Genomic DNA, 22,258 nt, shown 5'->3' with positions numbered 1-22,258 from the left:
CCGCTTTCGTCGCCGTCAGGCGGCTTTGAGTTTCGAGGCGAGGTAGACCGAGACGCGTTCGACGCTATCAAGATTGGCGGGCACGATCTCGTTGTCGGCAACGGTAATGCCGTAGGTCGCTTCTAGAAAGGCAATCAGCTCCAGAACGCCGGTCGAATCCATCACGCCGCTGTCCAGCAGGGACTGGCTGTCATCGATCACCGCATCGGCGCGGAACAGGAAGTTTTCGGCAATGAATTCACGTATGGCGGAATAATAGGTCGTCGGCACGGCAACATCCTCCATCAAGCGTTACCCGCGCAACATGGCGCTCGGGGCTGGCTCGCAATCTGCGGGAGTGTGCCCCCCCATCCCTGAATCTTTTGCTAAAAAATCCGCTTTATTAAAGGGGAACTGGCCCGAAACGGCAAAGGGATGAACAGAGAAGACGCTGCGGACGATTGATTAGGCTCGCCTGATTGGGCGATCGGAAGAGAAGAGCTTGTAACGTGGTCCGGGAGTGTTGGGGAAAAATGGTGCCGCTTACGTGACTCGAACACGTGACCCCGTCATTACGAATGACGTGCTCTACCGACTGAGCTAAAGCGGCCCTCGCCAAACCCGTGCGGGCTTGCGGTGTGAGGCGGCTGATACACACAATGGCGGAGGATTTCAAGTCGCTTGTGACACCTCTTTGCAATCTTGTTGCGCGAAGTGCCATCTTGCCGCCTTTGTCGCTTGGAAAGAGCGGCTGTGGCTTGAACGAGGGCATATGCTTGCAGTTCGCCCGTTCAGAGGATAACCCAGACTGAAACACCGGTGTCGCAGCCAGGAAAAGGAAGCTTCGTGAGCGGATTGGAAACGGCAATCAGAAACGCGCTGGCGCGTTCGGAGCGGGATGATGCCCATGTGCGGGCGCGCATCTATCAATCCGCCCGCCAGGCGCTGGACGCCGGCCTGAAAAAGCAGGACATCACCGATCCGGACGTGATCGACAGGCAGCGCCGTGGCCTGGAGGACAAGATCCGCGAGATCGAGATCGAGGAACGCCATCGCATCAGGGCGGCCGAGGCGGAGGCTGCTGCGCGTGCCGCCGCAGAGGTCCAGATCGATTCGCCGACCCCGGACCTTGCGGCCGACCGCATGGACGAACCGAGCCTTGGCGGCCAGACGCGCGATCCGTCGCAGATCGAAGCCGGGGCGGCCGGTGATGAGGATGCATTCGGTTCGCTTGCGGCCATGCGCGCCGAACCGGGAAGCGACCGACTGGCACCGGAGGCGCCGTCCTCCCCCGGTCCAAAGGAATCGCGCTTTGGCCGCAAGAAAAAAAGCAAAGCCACGCGGGCAACCCGGCCCGAAAGCGAATTGTCTGCGCCTCAGGTTCCCGGTGAAAAGCGCAAGCGCCAGAGGCGTGGACTGATCTCCCGTCTCTTCATCTATTTCATATTCTTTACTTTCCTTGCGATGGGCGGCTGGTGGGCCTATTCGAGCGGGCTTTTCCTGACGCCCGAGCAACGGGATACGAGCGTTCCCAATCCGCCGCCCGCCGTCCGGGAAGAGGATTTCACCGGCGCAGCCGGCCAGGCCTTTAATCCGCAGCAGGGTTTCTCCGATGACTGGCTGCAGGTTTATACCGCCGATTCCAAGGTCGCGGTCACACCGGGGGCTGAGGCTTCTGCGGAGGTTGTCGCCATGGCCGATGGTCCGGCGCTGCGCATCACGTCACGGGCTCCGGGTGCCGGCGGCGATGTGGCCATTCCGGTGCCGGTCGAGGTTCTGCGGGAAATGGCCGGCAAGACTTCGACCATTGCGCTCACCCTGCAGGCGGTTGGCAATGCCGCGGTGCAGCTTGCCGTGCGCTGCGATTTCGCGAGCCTCGGCTCCTGCAGCCGCCATCGTGTCATGGCCATGCAGGAACGGGCGGACACCCTGTTCCGCGTCACCTTCGACCGGACGCTTGCACCGACGCAAGCCGGACGGATCTATGTCAACAGTGACATCCTGGGTGGCAGCCAGCCGATCCTTTTGTATTCCGTGCGCGTGCTGCCGGGCCAGTGATCAGCCGAAGGCCTTTGGTCCGAAGCCGAGGATTTTTCCGTCGATCTCGCCGATCGCCTTCTTGTTCTTGCCCTCATAGTCCAACGACTGGAGGATATGGCGCATGATGTTGAGGCGCGCGCGGCGTTTGTCGTTGGCGCGCACCACGGTCCAGGGTGCTTCCTTCGTATGCGTCCTTTCCAGCATCTGGTCGCGCTTTTTGCTGTAATCGTCCCATTTGGTCAGCGCTGCGATATCCATCGGCGAAAGTTTCCAGACCTTCAGCGGATCGTGGCGGCGGTCGTGAAAGCGCTTCAGCTGCATCTCACGGCCAATGTTCAGCCAGAACTTGAAGAAATGGATGCCCTCATCGACGATAAGGCGCTCGAAGGCGGGCGCCTGAACGAGGAAATGTTTGTGCTGCTCCGGCGTGCAGAAGCCCATGACCGGTTCGACCCCGGCGCGGTTGTACCAGGAACGGTCGAAGAGGACGATTTCGCCGCTGGTCGGGAAATGCGTGACATAACGCTGGAAATACCACTGCCCGGCTTCGGTCTCCGTCGGTTTGGTCAGTGCCACGACCCGGGCGGAACGGGGATTGAGATAGGCGCGGATCGCAAAGATCGAGCCGCCCTTGCCGGCCGCATCCCGCCCCTCGAACAGCGCCATCACCCGTTGTCCGCTTGTGTGCAGAAAGGTCTGCGCCTTGACCAGCTCGATCTGCAACGCCTTCAGTTCGGCCTCGTAGACATCGGTGTCCATCTTCTTGTCGTAGGGATAACCGTCGGAAGACAGGGCCTTGTCGGCAATCCAGTCCGGCAGCGTCGGGTCGTCGATGTCGAAAACCCGGCTTTTGCCGCCGATCTCCAGGGTCACTGCGCGGCTCTTTTGTGCGTCCGTCATGTCCATTCTCAAGCTCTCCGGCCTCTCGTCTTCGCCAATGATCTCGGCTGCGTGCAGTTCCCGGAGAGACTGCGACACAATATCCCGCTTTGTCGAGAAAAAGCATCGATCTGGTGATTTCGTCCCAAGTTCATCGACAGCGATGTATATCTGTCATGCGATGCGGCTATCACCACCGGTCAAGTTCGCAGTCGCCGCAACTGTTCATGTGCGGGAGAGAGAGGATTGATGGCAATCGAGGAGCGACGGGAAACAGGGCGAGAAAAGCTCAGGCGCGGCTGGCTGTCCGTCGCAGCGGCAACCCTTCTCGCAGTCCTGGCCCTGGGTGCGGAGATCAATCCTCTGTTCGTGGCGGCCGGCTGGCTGCTGATGTTCCTGTCGCTGCTCCTGTCTCCCTCGCTTCCGGGCGAGGAACTGCCATCGCCACCTGCGCTGCCGGTTGCTCTTCCCCCGCGTGATCCGCTCGGCGATCTGGCCGCTGCTTATGCGGCGCTCGATCTGCCGGTCATCGTCCTCGGTGGGGATGGCCATGTGCTGTTCCAGAATGCAGCCGCCGAAAAAGCCTTCGACGTGATGCAGCCGGGGACGCATCTGTCGGCGCGCCTGCGCTCGCCGGGCATCCTGGACATGGTGCGCGAAACGGTGGCGACCGGCCAGAGCAACCAGATCGAACATTCCGAGCGTCATCCCTCGGAGCGTGTGTTCATCCTGCGTGTTGCGCCGGTGGACCTGCCGGGGGAAGCGGCCAGAAGCGGTCCTTATTTCGCGCTGACCGCAAAGGACATTTCCGAATTGCGCCGCATCGACCGCATGCGGTCGGATTTCGTGGCCAATGCCAGCCACGAATTGCGCACGCCGCTCGCCTCGCTGCGTGGTTTCATCGAAACCCTGCAGGGCCCCGCCAAGGGAGACATGGGCGCCCAGGAACGGTTCCTCGGCATCATGCTCGACCAGGCAACCCGCATGAGCCGGCTTGTGGATGATCTTCTGTCCCTCTCGCGGCTGGAACTGAAGGCGCACATCGCGCCCAGCCAGCGTGTTGATCTCGTGCCGCTTGTCGGCCATGTCCGGGATTCGCTACTGCCGCTTGCCCATGATCTCGGCGTCGAGATCCGCATGCATCTGCCGGATACGAAGGTGGAGGTGACGGGGGACCGGGATGAACTGGTGCAGGTCATCGAAAACCTCGTCGAGAATGCCTGCAAATACGGCCAGGACGGCAAGATCGTCGATGTCTTCCTGCGCCAGGATGATCCCGCGCAACCGGTTGAACTCAGCGTGGTCGACCGCGGTCCGGGGATTCCGGCAGAGCATGTTCCGCGGCTGACCGAGCGTTTTTACCGCGTCAGCGTTGCCGACAGCCGCTCGAAAAAGGGGACCGGTCTCGGGCTTGCCATTGTCAAGCACATCCTAACGCGCCACCGCGCCCGGCTGATTGTTAAATCCGAGCTCGGCAAGGGGACGGACTTTACCGTCAGATTTTGACATGTTGGCGTGCGCGAAAGTTAACGAAGAGAGAAAAATCATTTTATTTTCAGTGATATAGCTTGTCACAATTGTTTCATCAAACTGACATAAAAGCGTGGGGCTACGGCGGCTAATACAAACGGGCCGAGCACCGGCGAGAGCGAGAGCTGGTGCAGCAGAATTCACACAAGCCCTATCGGGAGACTACAATGAACATCGTGAAACTTTCCGCGGCTGCCCTGGTGGCGTCCGTCGCCTTCACCGGCGTTGCCGTTGCGCGCGACCAGATCCAGATTGCTGGCTCTTCCACGGTTCTGCCTTACGCATCCATCGTCGCTGAAGCCTTCGGTGAAAACTCCAAGCATCCGACCCCGGTTGTTGAAGGTGGCGGTTCGGGCGCTGGCCGTAAGAAGCTCTGCGAAGGCGTGGGCGAGAACACCATCGACATCGCCAACTCCTCCTCGCGCATCAGCAAGTCCGACATCGAAACCTGCGCCAAGAACGGCGTAAAGGACATCCAGGAAGTCCGCATCGGTTACGATGGCATCGTGTTTGCGTCCGACATCAAGGGTCCGAAGTTCGCCTTCACCCAGGCTGACTGGCACAACGCCATTGCTGCCAAGGTTCTGAAGGGCGGCAAGCTCGTCGACAACCCGAACAAGACCTGGAAGGACGTTCGCGCTGACCTGCCGGATCAGCCGATCCTGACCTTCATCCCGGGCACCAAGCACGGCACCCGCGAAGTGTTCGATGAAAAGGTCATCATCGACGGCTGCAAGGAAAACGGCACCTACGAAGCCCAGCTCGCTGCCAACAACAACGACAAGGCTGCTGCCACCAAGGCTTGCGGCGCCATCCGTACGGACGGCGTGTCGGTTGACATCGACGGCGACTATCCGGAAACCCTGGCTCGCATCGATGCCAACAAGAACGGCATCGGCGTCTTCGGTCTGTCCTTCTACCAGAACAACACCGACAAGCTGCAGGTTGCCACGATGGCTGGCGTAACGCCGTCTGTCGAAACCATCGCTGCTGGCAAGTATCCGGTTTCGCGTCCGCTGTACTTCTACGTGAAGAACGCGCACCTGGACGTCATCCCGGGCCTGCAGGAATATGTTGAGTTCTTCGTATCCGACGACATGGCTGGCCCGAACGGCCCGCTCGCTGCCTACGGTCTGGTTTCCGATCCGGAACTGAAGAAGACCCAGGCTGCCGTCAAGGCTCGCACGCCGATGGCTCCGCTGAAGTAAGACTGTCTCTCCTCTGACGGCGCGGTTTCCGCGCCGTCAATTTCTTGAAGAGTTTTTGAAGAGGGTAGGGGCAACATGAGCGTTGGCGTCATTATTCTCGTTGTCCTGGTGCTCGCGGCACTGGGGTATGTCTTCGGCAGACAGCGAGCCATGGCCGTCTCTCAACAGAGCGGCATCAAACTGCATTCTCTTCCCAGTTATTACGGCCAAATGGTCGGCCTGTTCGCAGCCGTTCCGGCCTTGCTTGCCCTGGTTCTCTGGCTTCTCATCCAGCCGGTTGTGATCGAGCGCAGCGTCACCGCCATGATCCCGGACAGCGCGATCCCCGAGGGCGGCGCCCTTAGCCTCGTGATGTCGGACGTCCGCCGCATCGCTGGTGGCCTTGATGCGGTGCTCGCCAAGGGTGGCGTGGGTGAAGCGGAGGTTGATCGCATCGCGGCCAATCCGTCGGATCTGCGCGCGCGCCTCGCTGAAGTCGGCGTGCCGCTCGTCGGTGATGTGCCGGTAGCCGTTTTCGAAGCTGCTCGGGCCTATCGTTCGATGACCCAGACGGGCAGCATTCTGATGGCGGCCACGGTCATTGCCATCGCGGCGGTGTTGGCAGGCCTTGTCTATCGCCGCATCGAGCCGCACATGCGCGCTCGCAATGTCAGTGAAAGCTTCATCAAGTTGCTGCTGATTGCCTCGTCGCTGGTCGCGATCCTGACCACCGTCGGCATCATCCTGTCGCTGGTGTTCGAGACGATTTCCTTCTTCAAGATCTATCCCGCGCAAGACTTCTTCTTCTCGACGGTCTGGAACCCGCAGTTCCGCGGTGGTTCCGATCTCGGTATCCTGCCGCTTTTGTGGGGTACTTTCTACGTCTCCTTCATCGCGCTCCTGGTTGCGGTTCCGATCGGGCTGATGATCGCAATTTACCTGTCCGAATATGCCGGCAAGTCGCTGCGCAGTTTTGCCAAGCCGGCGATCGAGATGCTGGCCGGCATTCCGACCATCGTCTACGGTCTCTTCGCGCTCGTCACCATCGGTCCGTTCCTGCGCGATTATTTAGCCCAGCCGCTCGGGCTCGGTTCGTCCTCCTCGTCGGTGCTGACGGCTGGCCTGGTCATGGGCATCATGATCATCCCCTTCGTCTCCTCTCTGTCTGACGACATTATCAATGCCGTACCGCAGGCTCTGCGAGATGGGTCTTACGGTCTTGGCGCAACCCAGTCGGAAACGATCCGGAAAGTCGTCATGCCGGCCGCGCTGCCGGGTATCGTGGGCGCCATCCTTCTCGCGGCCAGCCGCGCGATCGGTGAAACCATGATCGTCGTGCTCGGGGCCGGTGCGGCTGCCAAGCTGGACCTCAATCCCTTCGAGGCCATGACGACCGTGACCGTCAAGATCGTCAGCCAGCTGACGGGTGATACCGAATTTGCCAGCCCCGAGACGCTCGTTGCCTTCGCGCTCGGCCTGACGCTGTTCACCTTCACCCTCGCCCTCAATGTGCTGGCCCTTTACATCGTACGCAAATATCGGGAGCAGTACGAATGACCGACATGACCGTTTCATCCAACGCGCCAATGGCGCCTGCTCAAGCAAAATCTCTGCTCACTCTCGATGATCGGACCCGTCGTCGTAATGCTGCCGAAAGGCGCTTCCGCATGATGGGACTGGTGGGTGTGACGATCGGTATCGTCGCTCTCGTCTTCCTGCTGGGCTCGATCCTGTCGAACGGCCTGTCGTCCTTCCAGCAGACCTATGTCCGTCTGGACGTCTTCCTGGACCCGGCACGCCTCGACAAGGCCGGCACGCGTGATCCCGCGGAGATCGCCAAGGTGACGACCTTCGGTTATGCGCCGCTGATCGAAAAGGCACTTGCCGATTCCATGGCTGCCAAGGGCGTCCAGGGTGAAGGCATCAGCGTCAAGGCGGCTGCCGAGCTGATTTCCAAGGAAGCTCCGGCCGATCTTCGCCGTTACGTTCTTGCGGATCCGTCCGCAATCGGCACCACCGTAACCTTCGATCTCCTGGCCAACGGCCGCATCGACGGTTACTACAAGGGCCGCGTGACGATGGATAGCGCGCAGCTTGACCGCAACGTTTCCCCGCAGCAGCTGATGCTGGCCGACCGGCTGAAGTCTGCTGGTATTCTGACGACCCATTTCAACTGGGCCTTCTTCACCGCCCCCGACTCGTCCGATACCCGTCCGGAATCGGCCGGTCTCGGTGTGGCGATCCTCGGTTCGGCCTACATGATGATCATCGTGCTGGTCCTGTCGCTGCCGCTCGGCGTTGCTACATCGATCTATCTGGAAGAATTCGCACCGCAGAACCGGTGGACGGACCTGATCGAAGTCAACATCGCCAATCTGGCCGCCGTTCCCTCCGTCGTCTTCGGTATTCTCGGGCTCGCGGCCTTCATCAACTTCGCCGGCCTTCCGCAGTCGGCCCCGGTGGTTGGTGGCCTGGTGCTCACGCTGATGACTCTTCCGACCATCATCATCGCAACGCGTGCCGCCTTCAAGTCGGTTCCGCCGTCGATCCGGGATGCGGCGCTCGGCGTCGGTGCCTCGAAGATGCAGGCGATCTTCCACCACGTCCTGCCGCTTGCGATGCCCGGCATCCTGACCGGCACGATCATCGGTCTGGCGCGTGCGCTTGGCGAAACCGCGCCGCTCCTGCTGATCGGCATGGTGGCCTTTGTCCGTGACTATCCGGCCGGTCCGCCGGAAGGCTTTTTCGATCCGGCCTCCGCTCTGCCGGTTCAGGTCTACAACTGGACTCAGCGTGGCGACCCGGCCTTCATCGAGCGTGCCTCGGGTGCCATCATCGTCCTGCTGGTGTTCCTGATCCTGATGAATTTGTCCGCAATCATCTTGCGTCGCCGCTATGAGCGTCGTTGGTAGTAGGGAGAGTTCGTAATGATGAATAATATCTCGACAACGATGAATACGACGACGACTACGAAAGCAGCAGCTATGATCGACTCGAAGATTTCCGCGCGCAACGTCCAGGTCTTCTACGGCGAAAAGCACGCCATCCGGGATGTGAACATCGAGATCCGTCCGCGTTCGGTCACGGCCTTCATCGGTCCGTCCGGTTGCGGCAAGTCCACGTTCCTGCGCTGTATCAACCGCATGAACGACACGATCGACAGCTGCCGCGTTGAAGGCAACATCCTGATCGACAACGAGAATATCTACGATCCGAAGGTCGATCCGGTGCAGTTGCGCGCCAAGGTCGGCATGGTGTTCCAGAAGCCGAACCCGTTCCCGAAGTCGATCTATGAGAACGTCGCTTACGGCCCGCGCATCCATGGCCTTGCCCGCAAGAAGTCGGATCTCGATGACATCGTTGCCTCCGCGCTGCAGAAGGCCGGTCTGTGGAACGAGGTGAAGGATCGCCTGCAGGAATCCGGCACCGGTCTCTCCGGCGGCCAGCAGCAGCGTCTGTGCATTGCCCGTGCCGTCGCCGTCTCGCCGGAAATCATCCTGATGGACGAGCCGTGCTCGGCACTCGATCCGATCGCGACTGCCAAGGTCGAGGAACTGATCCACGAACTGCGCACGAATTTCACCATCGTGATCGTCACGCACTCCATGCAGCAGGCAGCGCGCGTCTCCCAGCGCACCGCCATGTTCCACCTGGGTCTGCTCGTCGAAGAGAACGACACCGACAAGATGTTCACCAACCCGGATGATCAGCGCACGCAGGACTACATCATGGGCCGCTTCGGCTGATGCCGGGCGGATCTGCATTCTGCTGACAACCCTTTATCCGAGGATGAAAAACCATGTCTCCTAGCCATATTCTCTCGGCCTATGATGAAGACCTGAAATACCTGAACCGCCGCATTTCCGAAATGGGCGGCCTTGCCGAACAGATGTGCGGTGATGCCGTGCGTGCGCTCGTCAATTCCGACAGTGCCTTGGCGCAGAAGGTGATCTCCGACGATGTCATCCTCGATAACGCCGAGCGCGAGATCCAGGAAAAGGCGATCGTCACGATCGCCCGCCGCCAGCCGGTGGCCGGCGACCTGCGCGAGATCATCGGCGTTCTGCGCATTGCCTCCGATCTCGAGCGCGTCGGCGACCTCGGCAAGAACACCGCCAAGCGCGTGATTGCCGTTCAGGGCACGGGTGTGCCGCGCAAGCTTGCTCGTGGTCTCGAGCACCTGTCCGACCTGGCGCTGGTCCAGCTCAAGGAAGTGCTGGATGTCTTCTCCAATCGCTCGGTGCAGAAGGCGGAAGCCATCCGTCTGCGCGACGAAGAGATCGACGCCATGTACACCTCGCTGTTCCGCGAACTCCTCACCTACATGATGGAAGATCCGCGTAACATCACCACCTGCACGCATCTCCTGTTCTGCGCCAAGAACATCGAGCGCATTGGCGACCACGCGACCAACATTGCCGAGACGATCTATTACATCGCAACCGGTGCCGCACCGGAAGGCGAGCGTCCGAAGGACGACACGTCGAACATGCTGGGCGCGGTCGCGGAGTAAGGGCGCCACAGGCGCCTGTTTTCAGGAGTGCATGAGACATGCTGCCGAAAATTGCGGTTGTTGAGGACGAAGAAGCACTGAGCGTGCTTCTTCGCTATAACCTCGAGGCCGAGGGGTATGAGGTGGAGACCATCCTGCGTGGTGACGAGGCGGAAATCCGCCTGCAGGAACGGTTGCCGGATCTCCTGATCCTCGATTGGATGCTGCCGGGCGTGTCCGGCATCGAACTCTGCCGCCGGCTGCGAATGCGCCCGGAAACGGAGCGGCTGCCGATCATCATGCTGACGGCGCGTGGCGAGGAAAGCGAACGCGTGCGCGGCCTGGCGACCGGGGCGGACGATTATGTCGTAAAGCCCTTTTCCACGCCGGAACTGATGGCGCGGGTGAAGGCGATGTTGCGTCGGGCACGGCCGGAGGTTCTGTCCTCCGTGCTTCGCTGCGGCGACATCGAACTCGATCGGGAAACGCACCGTGTTCACCGCAAGAGCCGCGAGGTCCGTCTTGGACCGACCGAGTTCCGGCTGCTGGAATTCCTGATGGCATCGCCCGGGCGTGTCTTCTCCCGTTCGCAGCTGCTTGATGGCGTCTGGGGACACGACATTTACGTGGACGAACGCACCGTCGACGTGCATGTCGGGCGTCTGCGCAAGGCGCTCAACTTCTCCAACATGCAGGATGTCATCCGGACAGTCCGCGGCGCAGGTTATTCCATGGAAGCCTGAGCATCAGTCTCGATGCCTTGATCAAACCCGGCCTCGTGCCGGGTTTTTTGTTGCCTGCTCATCGGCGGACACAAAAAAAACGGGCCCTCGCGCCCGTTTTTTCGTCAAGGATTGCTGGTCTCAGCCGCGTGCGGCCGCATTGGCAGCCTTGCGGCGCTCGGTGACCGGCTGGTAGGCGAGGCGTGCATGGTATTTGCAGTAGGGCGAGCTTTCGCCGGATTCTGCGCCGCAGAAATGGAAATCGTCCTTCAGCGGGTCGCCGACAGGCCACTTACAGGTGCGCTCGGTCAGTTCCGTCAGGGCCAGGCGGCGTGCCATCGGAACGATGACATTCGACGTGGTCACGGGTTCCTGCGTCTCGAGAATGGTGAGCTCGATCTCTTCCTTCACCATGGTGGCGCCGACGGACCGGGTGACCGTACGCGTTGCCGCAGCCGGTGCAGCCGTTGTCGGGCGCGCATTATAGGTAGAGGGGCGCGGTGCAGAGGTGTTGCGCTTCTGCGTCCGGTTCTGGCCAGCGTTTCCGCCCGCCTTCACGCGTCCCGGCAGGCACAGCCGGTGCACCTTGCCGATGACCGCATTGCGGCTCACGCCGCCCAGTTGCGCGGCAATCTGGCTCGCGCTCAGTCCTTCCGCCCACAACCTTTTCAGTCGTTCGACGCGTTCGTCATCCCAGTTCATGCTGTCTCTCCGCCTTGAGCACACCCAGCAAGACAGAATCTCTCACCGTTACGGCGAACGTAATTCGCCGCGCATACTACATCTATACTTTTGGTGACTAGTTCCGCCGCATGCAGTCTAGTAATTGATCTTTAACCTAATGGTCGGCGGACTCGCTGACAAGAGTCGCCGGAATCGCCGCGAATCGATTTCCGGGTTTTCCCCAACTTGCTGTCGCATAGAGTCATTTTTGTCACAGCTGCCGTAACGGTGGCCAAATGTGTTTCCCTTGCGTGAATCCGCGGGAAATCCATGCTTTTGTTGACAGCGCGGGGTGAAATGCGGATAGTGCGGCAGCCGCCCCTTGAGGCGGCATTTTTGATTTCTGGCGGTCCCGGTCGCCGGTTCTGGATGGATTGCCTTAAGGAGTGCATCGCCATGGCTGAAGCTGCGCTTTTCGACACGTTTGCAAGGGCCCCTCTGCGTTTCGTACGCGGCGAAGGGGTTTGGCTCGTGACGGAAACGGGCGAGCGATATCTCGATTTCGGCGCAGGCGTTGCCGTCACCTCGTGCGGTCATTCCAACCCGCATCTTGTCGCGGCCCTGAAGGATCAGGCGGACAAGGTCTGGCACCTGTCGAACCTCTACGAGATCCCGGATCAGGAGCGGCTGGCGCGGCGGCTCGCGGAGGCAACCTTCGCCGACAAGGTCTTCTTCACCAATTCGGGTGCGGAAGCGCTGGAATGCGCGATCAAGACGGCGCGGCGTTATCATTATTCCAAGGGCCATCCGGAAAAATTCCACATCATCACCTTCGAAGGCGCCTTCCATGGTCGCACGATCGCAACGATCGCGGCCGGCGGCCAGGAAAAATACCTGGAAGGCTTCGGTCCGAAGGCTCCGGGCTTTGATCAGGTGCCGTTCGGCGATCTGGATGCCCTGAAGGCGGCGATTACCGAAAACACCGCAGCCCTGCTGATCGAGCCGATCCAGGGCGAGGGCGGCATCCGGGTCGTCTCCAAGGAATTCCTCCGCGAGCTGCGCTCCCTCTGCGACGAACACGGCCTGCTGCTGATGTTCGATGAGGTGCAGACGGGCGTTGGCCGCACCGGCAAGTTCTTCGCTTATGAATGGTCGGGTGTGACGCCGGACATCATGGCGGTCGCGAAGGGCATCGGCGGCGGTTTCCCCTTCGGCGCCTGCCTGGCGACGGCAGAAGCCGCATCCGGCATGAAGCCCGGCGTACACGGCACGACCTATGGCGGCAATCCGCTCGCCATGGCCGTCGGCAATGCCGTGCTCGACGTCATTTTGGGCGACGGCTTCCTGCAGAATGTCAACGATGTGTCGCTCGTCTTCCGCCAGGGTTTGGCGGCTCTCAAGGATCGTTTCCCCGGCGTGATCGAGGAAATCCGCGGCGAGGGCCTGATGCTCGGCATCAAGGCGCGCGTCCCGGCCGGTGAACTCGTCACCGCCATGCGCGATGAACACATCCTCGGCGTTCCGGCCGGTGACAACGTCATCCGTCTGCTGCCGCCGCTGGTGGTCACGGCGGAAGAAGCGCGCGAAGGCATTGCCCGCATCGAACGTGCGGCGGAAAAGCTTCAGAGTGAACAGTTGAAGAAGTCGGCCTGACGGCCTTGCGGAAAACACGGGGCCGCCGGACGGCGCCCCGGATGGAACGGATCATGGCATCACCCAAGCATTTTCTCGACCTCTCGGCACTTTCGTCAGGGGATCTGCGGACCATTCTCGATGATGCGCTGACGCGCAAACGGGCCACCAAGGCCGGAACGGCCGACAAGCCGCTCGCCGGCAAGGTGCTGGCGATGATTTTCGAGAAACCATCCACGCGCACACGCGTCTCCTTCGATGTCGGCATGCGCCAACTGGGCGGCGAAACGCTCTTCCTGTCCGGTACCGAAATGCAGCTCGGCCGTGCCGAAACGATCGGTGATACGGCCAAGGTTCTGTCGCGTTATGTCGACGCGATCATGATCCGCACGACCGACCATCGCCGCCTGCTGGAAATGGCGGAGCATGCGACGGTTCCCGTGATCAACGGCCTGACGGACGAGACCCATCCGTGCCAGATCATGGCCGATCTCCTGACCTTCGAAGAGCATCGCGGACCGGTGACGGGCAAAACCTTCGCCTGGACGGGGGATGGCAACAATGTGCTGCATTCCTTCATCGAAGGGTCGGCCCGTTTCGGTTACCGCATGAACATGGCGGTTCCGCTGGGCTCCGAACCGCTCGACAAATACCTCAACTGGTCGCGCAACAATGGCGGCGAGATCATGCTCTGCCACGATGCCGACCGCGCTGTCGAGGGCGTTGATATGGTGGTGACGGATACCTGGGTGTCGATGAACCAGGAGCACAAGGCGCGCGGCCACAATATCTTCCAGCCCTTCCAGGTGAACGAGCGCCTGATGCAGAAGGCCAAGTCGGATGCTCTCTTCATGCACTGCCTGCCCGCGCACCGCGGCGAGGAAGTCACCGACGAGGTGATCGACGGTCCGCAGTCCGTGGTGTTCGACGAGGCCGAAAACCGCCTGCACGCCCAGAAGTCTGTGCTCGCCTGGTGTTTTGGCGCTGTCTGACGGCGCCCTTCGCCCGGTCGGCGGCCGTGTCTTGATTTGTCGCGGCGCCGCCCCCATCTGACGGCTTTCCCAATCGCGCTCGCTCGACCCGTGGTCTCGGGCGCCTCAACACGACAGCGTCGGCCTTTCCTTCGGTTGAGCGGTTCCGCTTGGCCGACATTTGTGCGAAATGGGTGGCTTCGGCGCGAAGGAGCAAGTCATGGCAGAAGCCGCAGTAGAATTCAGTGATCTGACACTGGCGGGCGATGACCGCGTAGTCCCCTTCCAGGTGGAAGGCCTGGATGTGCGCGGCCGTGCGGTGCAGCTTGGACCGATGCTGAACGCCATCCTCGGGCGCCACGATTATCCGGCGCCGGTTGCACGGCTGCTGGCCGAAGCGATCGTGCTGACCTCGTTGATCGGCACCTCGCTGAAGTTCGAAGGCCGCTTTACGGTGCAGACCAAGGGCGATGGCCCTGTGGACCTTCTGGTGGCGGATTTCAGCAGCCCGGAAAGCATGCGCGCCTATGCCCGTTTCGACGAGGAAGCGCTTGCCGCTGCCGTCAAGGCCGGCAAGGTGTCGCCGCCGGAACTGCTCGGCGAAGGTGTTCTGGCCTTCACCATCGACCAGGGGCACGGCATGCAGCCCTATCAGGGCATCGTCCCCCTCGATGGATCGTCGCTCGAGGAAATCGCCGGTGTCTATTTCCGCCAGTCGGAACAGATCCCGACGAAGGTGCGCCTTGGCGTCGCCGAGCTCTTTGATCGCGATGAGGACGGCAAGCCCCGTCACAACTGGCGCGCCGGCGGTGTGCTGGCACAATTCCTGCCGCAGGCGCCGGAGCGGATGCGTCAGCCGGATCTGCATGGTGGCGACGGGGACGAACGGGACGGCGATTTCGCCTTGACCGAAGACGACGCATGGTCGGAAGCCCGCATGCTGGTCGAAACCGTGGACACCGATGAACTGACGGATCCACAGGTGGCGATCGAGCGGCTTCTCTTCCGGCTCTTCCATGAGCGCGGCGTCAGGATCTATGAACCGCAGGAAGTGGCGGACCGCTGCAGCTGCTCGCGCGAGAAGATCAAGGGCGTGCTCGCCGGCTTCACCGCCGAGGAGATCGAGGCAAGCCAGGAAGACGGCACGATCTCGGTGACCTGCGAGTTCTGCTCCACCACCTATCGCTACGATCCGGCCGAATTCGAAGCGGCGTGATGATACTGGCGCGAGACGCGGATCATTCCGTGTCTCGCGGCGGCAGGTGTTTGTCGCGCGGCGGCACGTTCGTATCCGTCTGCGCCGGCCGGCCATCGACAAGGGCCGGATGGCTTGTTTCATCCGTGACCGCGCCCGGTGGCAGGTTTTCCGTCCGGTCATAGGGTTCTTCAACACGGATGTCGCGTGTTGCCGGAAGATCCTGGACATAAAAGACGATGCTGCCCGCCGCGAGGATGATCACCAGCGCACCAAGCAGAACCACGGTCAGTTGTTTTCGGGTCATGATGCCTCCACGACCGATCGAACCGGCGGGAAAGGCGAAGGTTGCGGTTGGCCGCCGGCATTTTGGCGGTCTCAGTTGAGGACGCGCATCAGCCCCGGCGAATCCAGCGAGAAGGCTGGAATGTTGACGATGAAGGTCTCGCCTTCATCGGTTTCCATCTGGTAGTGGCCGAACATCAGCCCCGAGGGCGTGTCGAGCGGGCAGCCGGAAGAATATTCATAGGTATCGCCGGGTTTCAGGCGCGGCTGTTCGCCAACCACGCCCGGACCTTCGACTTCGTCGACAAGCCCGTTCTGATCGGTGATGTGCCAGTAACGGTGGACCAGCCGAACCGTCATCGGTGAATGGTTGGAGATGACGATCCGATAGCCCCAGACATAACGGCTCTCTTCCGGATCCGACTGTTCCGGAAGGAAATAGGGCTCGACGACAACCTCGATGTCCTTGGTGAGTGCACGATACATGTCGACACCTTCATCTCATGTGTACGCATATCGTACAGTACGGGCGCGAGGTCAAGAAACGCGCCCGCACTCAAAGATGCGGAAGCCTTTATTTCCATGGTCAAGGCTAACCGCGATGGTAAATGCTGGCTTTACGCAGAGACCTTGGCAAGGGCTGCAGCCAGATCCTCGATCAGATCCTCGCCGTCCTCGATGCCGCAGGAGAGGCGCAAGGTACCGGCCGAGATCCCGAGTTCCGCCCGCGCCTCGTCGGTGAGGTTCTTGTGCGTGGTGGTTGCCGGGTGGGTGATCAGGCTCTTGGCGTCACCGAGATTGTTGGAGATCTTGATGACCTCCAGCGCATCCTGCAGCGCAAAGGCTGCATCCTTGCCGCCCTTCAGCTCGAAGCAGACAAGCGTGGAGCCGCCCGTCATCTGCTTGGCGATGATATCGGCCTGCGGATGGTCCTTGCGGCCCGGATAGATCACCTTGGCCACCTTGCTCTGGTCGGCGAGGAAATCGGCAATCCGACCGGCACTTTCCGTCTGCTGCTTGACGCGCAGCGGCAGGGTCTCGATCCCCTTCAGCAGCGTCCAGGCATTAAACGGCGACATGGCCGGACCCGTGTGACGGAAATAGTCGTGCAGGTTCTCGTTGATCCATTCCTTGTCGGAGAGGATCACGCCGCCGAGGCAGCGCCCCTGGCCGTCAATGTGTTTGGTCGCCGAGTAGACGACGACATGCGCACCGAGTTCCAGCGGCTTCTGGAAAAGCGGCGTGGCAAACACGTTGTCGACGACGACTTTTGCGCCGATCTGGTTGGCGAGCTTGGCGACACCGGCGATATCGACGACTTCCAGCGTCGGGTTTGTCGGGCTTTCGAGGAAGAACACCTTGGTGTTCGGGCGAATGGCAGCTTCCCAGTGGGCCAGATCGCGGCCATCGACCAGCGTGCATTCGACGCCGTATTTCGGCGCCAGCGTTTCCACCACGTAACGGCAGGAGCCGAACAGCGCGCGGGCGGCGACGATATGATCGCCGGCCTTGACCTGGCAGAGGATGGCGGCAGACACGGCGGCCATGCCCGACGCTGTGGCGCGCGCATCTTCCGCGCCTTCCAGCGCGATCATCCGCTTTTCGAACATGTCGTTGGTCGGGCTGCCGTAGCGGGCATAGATGAAGCCGTCCGTCTCACCCTTGAAACGGGCTTCGGCCGCAGCGGAATTCTCGTAGACGAACCCTTGCGTCAGGTAGATCGCTTCGGAGGTTTCGCCATACTGCGAGCGCAGCGTGCCACCGTGGACGAGTTGGGTTGCGGGGCGCCAGGTCTTGCTCATGCGTGTCACCACTTCGTAACAAAAAAACCGGTCGCAACTGCAGACCGGTTTCGCACCCGGTCTTTTTAGCCACTTGTTTAACGTGGCTGCAAGCCGACCGGCCAAATCACCACGGGATAAGCTTGCCATACGCCCAAGCAGAGCTTGCGTCAATTCCTCGCTTTTGCTTTTGTCGCCCGATTAAAGGATAGGGTCAATGAAACGCAACGCGGGCATACTGGCAGATCGAGCCATCGGCGAACTCTTCCATGAGGGCAGGTTGAAAAGCGAGGCGGCACTGGATGCCGACCAGATCCAGCCGGCAAGCCTCGATCTGCGCCTGGGCTCGAAAGCTCTTCGTGTGCGGGCAAGCTTCATGCCCGGCCCCAACCACACGGTGGCCGACAAACTGGAGCGGCTGACGCTCCACGAAATCGATCTGGAGCAGGGCGCGGTGCTCGAAACCGGCTGCGTCTACATCGTGCCGCTGATGGAAAGCCTCGATATGCCGGCGGATCTCTCGGCCTCCACCAATCCGAAAAGCTCGACCGGCCGCCTCGATATCTTCACCCGCGTAATGGTTGATCGCGCGCAGGAATTCGACAAGATCCCCGCCGGTTATGCGGGCCAGCTGTACCTCGAAATCTCGCCGCGCACCTTCCCGGTCATCGTGCGGCGCGGCTCGCGCCTGTCGCAGATCCGCTTCCGCACCGGTCAGGCGCTGTTGAGCGAAACGGAGGTGCTGGCCCTGCACGAGGCGGAAACGCTGGTCGCCAGCGAAACGCCAAATGTCTCGGGAGGTGGCATCGCGCTGTCGATCGATCTGAAGGGCACCGGCCCGGACGGTCTCATCGGTTATCGCGGCAAACACCATACCTCGGTCATTGATGTCGATCGCAAGGCCGCCCATGATGTGCTGGACTTCTGGGAACCGCTCTACAGCCGCGGCCGCGACGAACTGATCCTCGATCCGGACGAGTTCTATATTCTGGTCTCGCGCGAAGCCGTGCATGTGCCGCCGCTCTATGCCGCCGAAATGACGCCCTACGATCCGCTGGTCGGCGAGTTTCGTGTGCATTATGCGGGCTTCTTCGACCCTGGTTTCGGCCACGCCGCCGTCGGCGGTTCCGGCAGCCGTGCGGTGCTCGAAGTGCGCAGCCACGAAGTGCCCTTCATCCTGGAACACGGCCAGATCGTCGGGCGCCTTGTCTACGAACACATGCTGGAAAAGCCGCAGTCGCTTTACGGCTCGGGCCTCGGTTCGAACTATCAGGCGCAGGGCCTGAAGCTCTCCAAGCATTTCAAGGCATGACTCTTTCCGTTCTTTGCCCTTGAAGGCAGGAAGGCCTGATGCTAGGTCTGGCGTCAGCAAAGCGGGTGTAGCTCAATGGTAGAGCAGCAGCTTCCCAAGCTGAATACGAGGGTTCGATTCCCTTCACCCGCTCCAGCTTTTTCAATTCTTGCCTCATCCGCGATCAGACACGGGCCGAATTGACCGTTGGCTTTTTGCTCGCCTGATGCGGCGTCTTTTTCCAGAAGAACGGGTTGGTCCTCAGCTCGTTCAGCGCCTTCCAGGCGGCATAGGAACTCATGAACCAGTACATCGGCACGGCGAGCCAGCGCCAGCCGATCCGGCGTCGCTCCTGCCCGATCATCGAGCCCATGCCGAGCTTCAGAAAGATCATGTAGCTGCCGATCACGTTCAGGCAGTCGAGGGCAAACAGCGCCAGAACCACCGTTGGTAGTGTCGCCAGCGGTTCCGTCGCCAATCGCGTGATGCCAACCGCGATGAAGACGAGCATCAGCGGATGCAGGAGGGCCGAGGCCAGCATGCCGCCGACCAGCAGATGAAAGGCGAGTGTCCCGCGCGTGCCCATTTGCCGCGCGGTCTCGACGGGATTGCGGGTCAGCACCAGCCAGGTCTGAAGCCAGCCCTTGAACCAGCGTGTTCTCTGGCCGGTCCAGATGTTGAGCGAAACGGGCGCATCCTCGAGCGTCTGGCAACGCAGGGTCTGCGACCGGTAGCCGAGGCGGTAGAGGCGAAGCCCGAGGTCGGCGTCTTCGGTCACGTTGAACGGGTCCCAGCCGCCCACCTCCCGGAGAATATGGGTACGGAAATGATTGGAGGTGCCGCCGAGCGGCAGCGGCATGTCGTGACGCGAGAGCATCGGCAGCAGGCCACGAAAGAGTGCCGCATATTCGATCGCAAAGACGCCGCTCAGCGCATTGTCCGACAGATTGGCGATGATGAGGGGCGCCTGCAGGCAGGCCACCTGCGCCTCAGACACCCGGAAGCGGGCACAGGCCTCCAGCAGCTGCTGCGGATGCGGCCTGTCTTCCGCGTCGTAGACTGCGAGAAATTCTCCCCGGGCGCCCGCCAGCGCATAGGTCAGCGCCTTGGGTTTGGTGCGCGGGTGGTGGGGTGGCACCTCGACGATCTCGAAATGTGCGGGAAGCCTGAGCGCCTTGAGTGCCTCCACCGTTTCGCGGTCATCCGCCTCGCAGACCAGTTTCACGTCGAGACGGGCGCGCGGCCATTCCAGCCGTTCCAGGTTGGCAACCAGTTGCGACACCATGCCGGCCTCCCGGTAGAGCGCCACCATCACGGTATAGACGGGCAAGGGGCCGTCCGGCCACTGTTCGGGCGGGTGCCGCAGTCGTTTTTGCGGGAGCGAAGCCCAGATCCTCAGAGACAACGCACTCAGATAGACAGAGGAAAGGGTTGCATGGGTCAGCGGCACGAGAATGCCCGGCTCGACGAGGCAGGCGGCCACCAGGCTGGTGACAAGGCATCCGGCCAGCACACCCTGTCCGCCGGTTGCCACGATGCGCGCGGAAAACTTGGGTTCCCGGTCGAACAGGTCGCTCACCGTTTGCCGCACCCGCCGCGCCGATCCGGTGGCCCAGACCGCGTCTCGGATGGCCGAGGGCGTGGTGATGGCCAGTCCGCGGGCAAGCTCCGGAAGCCGGAGCAGCAGGGCGGACAATTCTGCAAGCCTTGCCACCTCCGGCACGATCGCCATTTGCGGCGCACGGTTGCGGTGGGTGATGCGGACCTGTTTCGGGGTGATCAATTGCGTGTCCAGGTACGGGATATCCTGAACAGTCGAGTGGTCAATGGTCGCGATGAAGGGCAGCCGGAAGGCGCGGGCAATCGCGCCATAATAGGCGTCATGATCGACCGTGCCGCAATAGAGAACTTCTTGTTCCAGCGTCGTTCCGTTTTTGCGGCTGCGGTCCTTCATCTGGCTGACAAAGGGTTTGGAGAAACCCAGAGCCAGCAGGGCTGCCTCCTCGTCGCTCGCTTCAGGTTCCGGTTCTTGCTGCGGTTGCGCCCCAGGATCGGCTGCCGTCTGCTGCCTGTTCAGGCTGACGACTTTGCCCCAGTGCGCGTCCTCACTGGTTCCTGCAGTTCCCGGCGGATATTCCCCTGCATCCGTCAAACTGGTACACCATGTCCGGCGGGCCGCCCCAGCCCTGTTCCGGATTGACATCGTAGCGATGCACGCAATGGTTTACAATAGGTAAGTAGAATGTATTTCAGGTTCCGTGCAATTGCGATTGCAATTCTTGCAATGGTTGCCGTCTCCGGCGTCTCCGCCGATGACGGGTCGCCGGGCCAGATGCCTCTTGTCGCGGATCCGAACGAACGTCTGGCAAAACCGGAGCTTACCAACCTGCCGCGTTTCCGGGTGTTGACGACGGTCGATTTCCCGCCCTTCAGCTTCGTGGATCAGACGGGGCGGCTCTCCGGTTTTCATGTCGATCTGGTTCGCGAAATCTGCCGCGAACTGGCCATCGAGGCCAAGTGCCAGATCCAGGTCACGCCCTTTGCGGATCTGGAGAAGGCGCTTGACGAGGGGCAGGGGGAAGCCGTGGCGGCCGGGATCGCGGTGACCGCCGATCTTCGGGAAAAATACGGCTTTTCCCGCCCCTATATGGTGATCCCCGCCCGATTTGCCCGGCGCAACGCCGTCGAGCTCGCCGGCAAGGCCGCCGTGGCGCTCGCCGGGCGTCCGGTCGGCGTGGTGGCCGGAACCGCCCATGAGGCCATGCTGAAAAGCCTCTTTCCGACCCTGAAGGCGACGCCCTTTCCATCGCAGGACGAGATGCTCGCCGTTCTCAAGGACGGGACAGTGGATGCCGTCTTCTCCGATGGCCTGAGCCTGCTGTCGGTGGCTGTTGAGAACCGCGCATATTTGGTGCCGAGACGGGATTACGGCGAATCTGGACGCGGCGGACAGGGCCCTGAGATTATTGCAAAGGTTTTGATGGGGGAGATGAGCGCGGGATGTGGCGTCAGGAGCCCGGAGGGCGACTGAGGCACATCCCGCGCTGCGTCCGTCAATGATAGACTGGCGGAGCGCCGCAAACAGACATCGACCAAAGCTACCAGGCCAATTCGATGTCCAATCCCTCAGGCATCTGTGAGATGACGTGGCTGTCATCACGCAGGACTGCCGACTGGTTCACGGTGAGCGTCATTATAATGGTATTGGCGCATTCCGTCGAGCTTCTCCGATCAATCCCGACGGCGCTTCGAAAGGTGCGCCGCCGCGATGCAAACTGCTCGTTTCTTCCTCTGCGGGCGGTGTCGCGCGCAGGTTCTGCTTTGCCGCCATTGCGATCGGGGTCAGCGCTATTGCGGTTCTGCCTGCGCCCATGCGGCGCGCCGTGACAGCCTACGGGCAGCCGGACGGCGCTACCAGAGCACCCGGCCGGGGCGCTTTGCCCATGCCGATCGCTCCCGCCGATATCGGCAGGCTCGCAAAAACGTGACGCATCACTCTCCACCCGTCGTTCCAGAGGGTTCACGACTGAAGGCGTCCACAAACGGCGGCATCGTTGCACCGGGCGATGGCACCGCTGGCGTGGTGTCATCGATCGAGCCGTGGTGCCGGC

At 61.5% G+C, this 22,258-nt stretch carries 20 protein-coding genes, 2 tRNA genes and 1 riboswitch; of the genes, 14 read left to right on the top strand and 8 right to left on the bottom strand.

The window, feature by feature from the left end; genetic code table 11:
- Positions 1-15: 15 nt before the first annotated feature.
- Entirely contained in the window at positions 16-285 is a 270-nt protein-coding gene (locus OU993_RS04950; protein WP_268155125.1) for an acyl carrier protein, read from the bottom strand.
- Between the two features lie 228 nt (positions 286-513).
- Positions 514-589, bottom strand: a tRNA-Thr gene (locus OU993_RS04945).
- Positions 590-825: 236 nt separating this feature from the next.
- Between OU993_RS04945 and OU993_RS04940 the strand changes: the two genes are divergently transcribed.
- Positions 826-2,037 (top strand): hypothetical protein, encoded by a 1,212-nt coding sequence (locus OU993_RS04940; protein ID WP_268155124.1) that lies wholly within the window; start codon positions 826-828, stop codon positions 2,035-2,037.
- On the opposite strand, the gene ppk2 is transcribed toward OU993_RS04940, so the two are convergent.
- Positions 2,038-2,919 carry a polyphosphate kinase 2 gene (gene ppk2 / locus OU993_RS04935; protein WP_268155123.1) on the bottom strand — a complete coding sequence of 294 codons (882 nt, stop codon included), beginning with the start codon at positions 2,917-2,919 and terminating at the stop codon, positions 2,038-2,040.
- A 228-nt stretch (positions 2,920-3,147) separates the two neighbouring features.
- Between ppk2 and phoR the strand changes: the two genes are divergently transcribed.
- The 7 genes from phoR (at position 3,148) to phoB (ending at position 10,850) form a co-directional block, all read left to right on the top strand.
- Positions 3,148-4,404, top strand: coding sequence for a phosphate regulon sensor histidine kinase PhoR (phoR, locus tag OU993_RS04930; protein WP_268155122.1), 1,257 nt, complete (start codon positions 3,148-3,150; stop codon positions 4,402-4,404).
- A 191-nt stretch (positions 4,405-4,595) separates the two neighbouring features.
- Positions 4,596-5,636 (top strand): substrate-binding domain-containing protein, encoded by a 1,041-nt coding sequence (locus tag OU993_RS04925; RefSeq protein WP_268155121.1) that lies wholly within the window; start codon positions 4,596-4,598, stop codon positions 5,634-5,636.
- Positions 5,637-5,711: 75 nt separating this feature from the next.
- Positions 5,712-7,172 (top strand): phosphate ABC transporter permease subunit PstC, encoded by a 1,461-nt coding sequence (gene pstC, locus OU993_RS04920; protein WP_268155120.1) that lies wholly within the window; start codon positions 5,712-5,714, stop codon positions 7,170-7,172.
- Positions 7,169-8,527: a phosphate ABC transporter permease PstA gene (pstA, locus tag OU993_RS04915; protein WP_268155119.1), complete on the top strand. Its 1,359-nt coding sequence runs from the start codon at positions 7,169-7,171 to the stop codon at positions 8,525-8,527. The genes pstC and pstA overlap by 4 nt, the downstream gene beginning before the upstream one ends.
- A 72-nt stretch (positions 8,528-8,599) precedes the next feature.
- On the top strand, positions 8,600-9,361 hold the full coding sequence (gene pstB / locus OU993_RS04910; RefSeq protein WP_442792929.1) for a phosphate ABC transporter ATP-binding protein PstB: 762 nt from the start codon (positions 8,600-8,602) through the stop codon (positions 9,359-9,361).
- Positions 9,362-9,414: 53 nt separating this feature from the next.
- Complete coding sequence (gene phoU, locus OU993_RS04905; RefSeq protein ID WP_268155118.1) at positions 9,415-10,128, top strand: phosphate signaling complex protein PhoU; 714 nt, start codon at positions 9,415-9,417, stop codon at positions 10,126-10,128.
- Positions 10,129-10,166: 38 nt separating this feature from the next.
- Positions 10,167-10,850, top strand: coding sequence for a phosphate regulon transcriptional regulator PhoB (gene phoB / locus OU993_RS04900; protein WP_165215781.1), 684 nt, complete (start codon positions 10,167-10,169; stop codon positions 10,848-10,850).
- Positions 10,851-10,970: 120 nt separating this feature from the next.
- Here the strand turns inward: phoB and OU993_RS04895 are convergent, their stop codons facing one another.
- Positions 10,971-11,531, bottom strand: coding sequence for a GcrA family cell cycle regulator (locus OU993_RS04895; RefSeq protein ID WP_268155117.1), 561 nt, complete (start codon positions 11,529-11,531; stop codon positions 10,971-10,973).
- Between the two features lie 417 nt (positions 11,532-11,948).
- Here OU993_RS04895 and OU993_RS04890 point away from each other — a divergent pair, with 417 nt between their 5' ends.
- The 3 genes from OU993_RS04890 (at position 11,949) to OU993_RS04880 (ending at position 15,311) form a co-directional block, all read left to right on the top strand.
- Positions 11,949-13,145, top strand: a complete 1,197-nt coding sequence (locus OU993_RS04890; RefSeq protein ID WP_268155116.1) for an aspartate aminotransferase family protein — start codon at positions 11,949-11,951, stop codon at positions 13,143-13,145.
- Between the two features lie 53 nt (positions 13,146-13,198).
- Complete coding sequence (argF, locus tag OU993_RS04885; protein WP_268155115.1) at positions 13,199-14,116, top strand: ornithine carbamoyltransferase; 918 nt, start codon at positions 13,199-13,201, stop codon at positions 14,114-14,116.
- Positions 14,117-14,315: 199 nt separating this feature from the next.
- The gene (locus OU993_RS04880; RefSeq protein WP_268155114.1) at positions 14,316-15,311 is read left to right on the top strand and encodes an Hsp33 family molecular chaperone; all 996 of its coding nucleotides are present in this window, start codon (positions 14,316-14,318) and stop codon (positions 15,309-15,311) included.
- A gap of 22 nt (positions 15,312-15,333) precedes the next feature.
- Here OU993_RS04880 and OU993_RS04875 read toward each other — a convergent pair whose 3' ends face one another.
- The 3 genes from OU993_RS04875 to OU993_RS04865 all read right to left on the bottom strand — a co-directional run bounded on the left by OU993_RS04875 (position 15,334) and on the right by OU993_RS04865 (position 17,377).
- A complete protein-coding gene (locus OU993_RS04875) occupies positions 15,334-15,597 on the bottom strand; it encodes a hypothetical protein (protein WP_268155113.1) in 264 nt (87 codons plus the stop codon).
- 71 nt (positions 15,598-15,668) lie between these two features.
- A complete protein-coding gene (gene apaG, locus OU993_RS04870) occupies positions 15,669-16,061 on the bottom strand; it encodes a Co2+/Mg2+ efflux protein ApaG (protein WP_268155112.1) in 393 nt (130 codons plus the stop codon).
- A 131-nt stretch (positions 16,062-16,192) separates the two neighbouring features.
- Positions 16,193-17,377 (bottom strand): O-succinylhomoserine sulfhydrylase, encoded by a 1,185-nt coding sequence (locus OU993_RS04865; protein ID WP_268155111.1) that lies wholly within the window; start codon positions 17,375-17,377, stop codon positions 16,193-16,195.
- Positions 17,378-17,421: 44 nt separating this feature from the next.
- Positions 17,422-17,500: riboswitch (SAM riboswitch) on the bottom strand.
- 73 nt (positions 17,501-17,573) lie between these two features.
- Here OU993_RS04865 and OU993_RS04860 point away from each other — a divergent pair.
- The gene (locus tag OU993_RS04860; RefSeq protein ID WP_268155110.1) at positions 17,574-18,668 is read left to right on the top strand and encodes a 2'-deoxycytidine 5'-triphosphate deaminase; all 1,095 of its coding nucleotides are present in this window, start codon (positions 17,574-17,576) and stop codon (positions 18,666-18,668) included.
- A gap of 61 nt (positions 18,669-18,729) precedes the next feature.
- Positions 18,730-18,803: transfer RNA gene (locus OU993_RS04855), tRNA-Gly, on the top strand.
- A 28-nt stretch (positions 18,804-18,831) separates the two neighbouring features.
- On the opposite strand, the gene OU993_RS04850 is transcribed toward OU993_RS04855, so the two are convergent.
- Complete coding sequence (locus tag OU993_RS04850; RefSeq protein ID WP_268155109.1) at positions 18,832-20,799, bottom strand: glycosyltransferase family 2 protein; 1,968 nt, start codon at positions 20,797-20,799, stop codon at positions 18,832-18,834.
- Between the two features lie 90 nt (positions 20,800-20,889).
- Here OU993_RS04850 and OU993_RS04845 point away from each other — a divergent pair, with 90 nt between their 5' ends.
- Positions 20,890-21,678 carry a transporter substrate-binding domain-containing protein gene (locus OU993_RS04845; protein WP_268155108.1) on the top strand — a complete coding sequence of 263 codons (789 nt, stop codon included), beginning with the start codon at positions 20,890-20,892 and terminating at the stop codon, positions 21,676-21,678.
- The last annotated feature ends 580 nt before the right edge of the window (positions 21,679-22,258 follow it).

It is taken from the genome of Rhizobium sp. SL86, assembly GCF_026672545.1.
Lineage (GTDB): Bacteria > Pseudomonadota > Alphaproteobacteria > Rhizobiales > Rhizobiaceae > Neorhizobium.
Note: the sequence above shows the minus strand (reverse complement) of the source record. Positions and strands in the feature narration are given on the sequence as shown.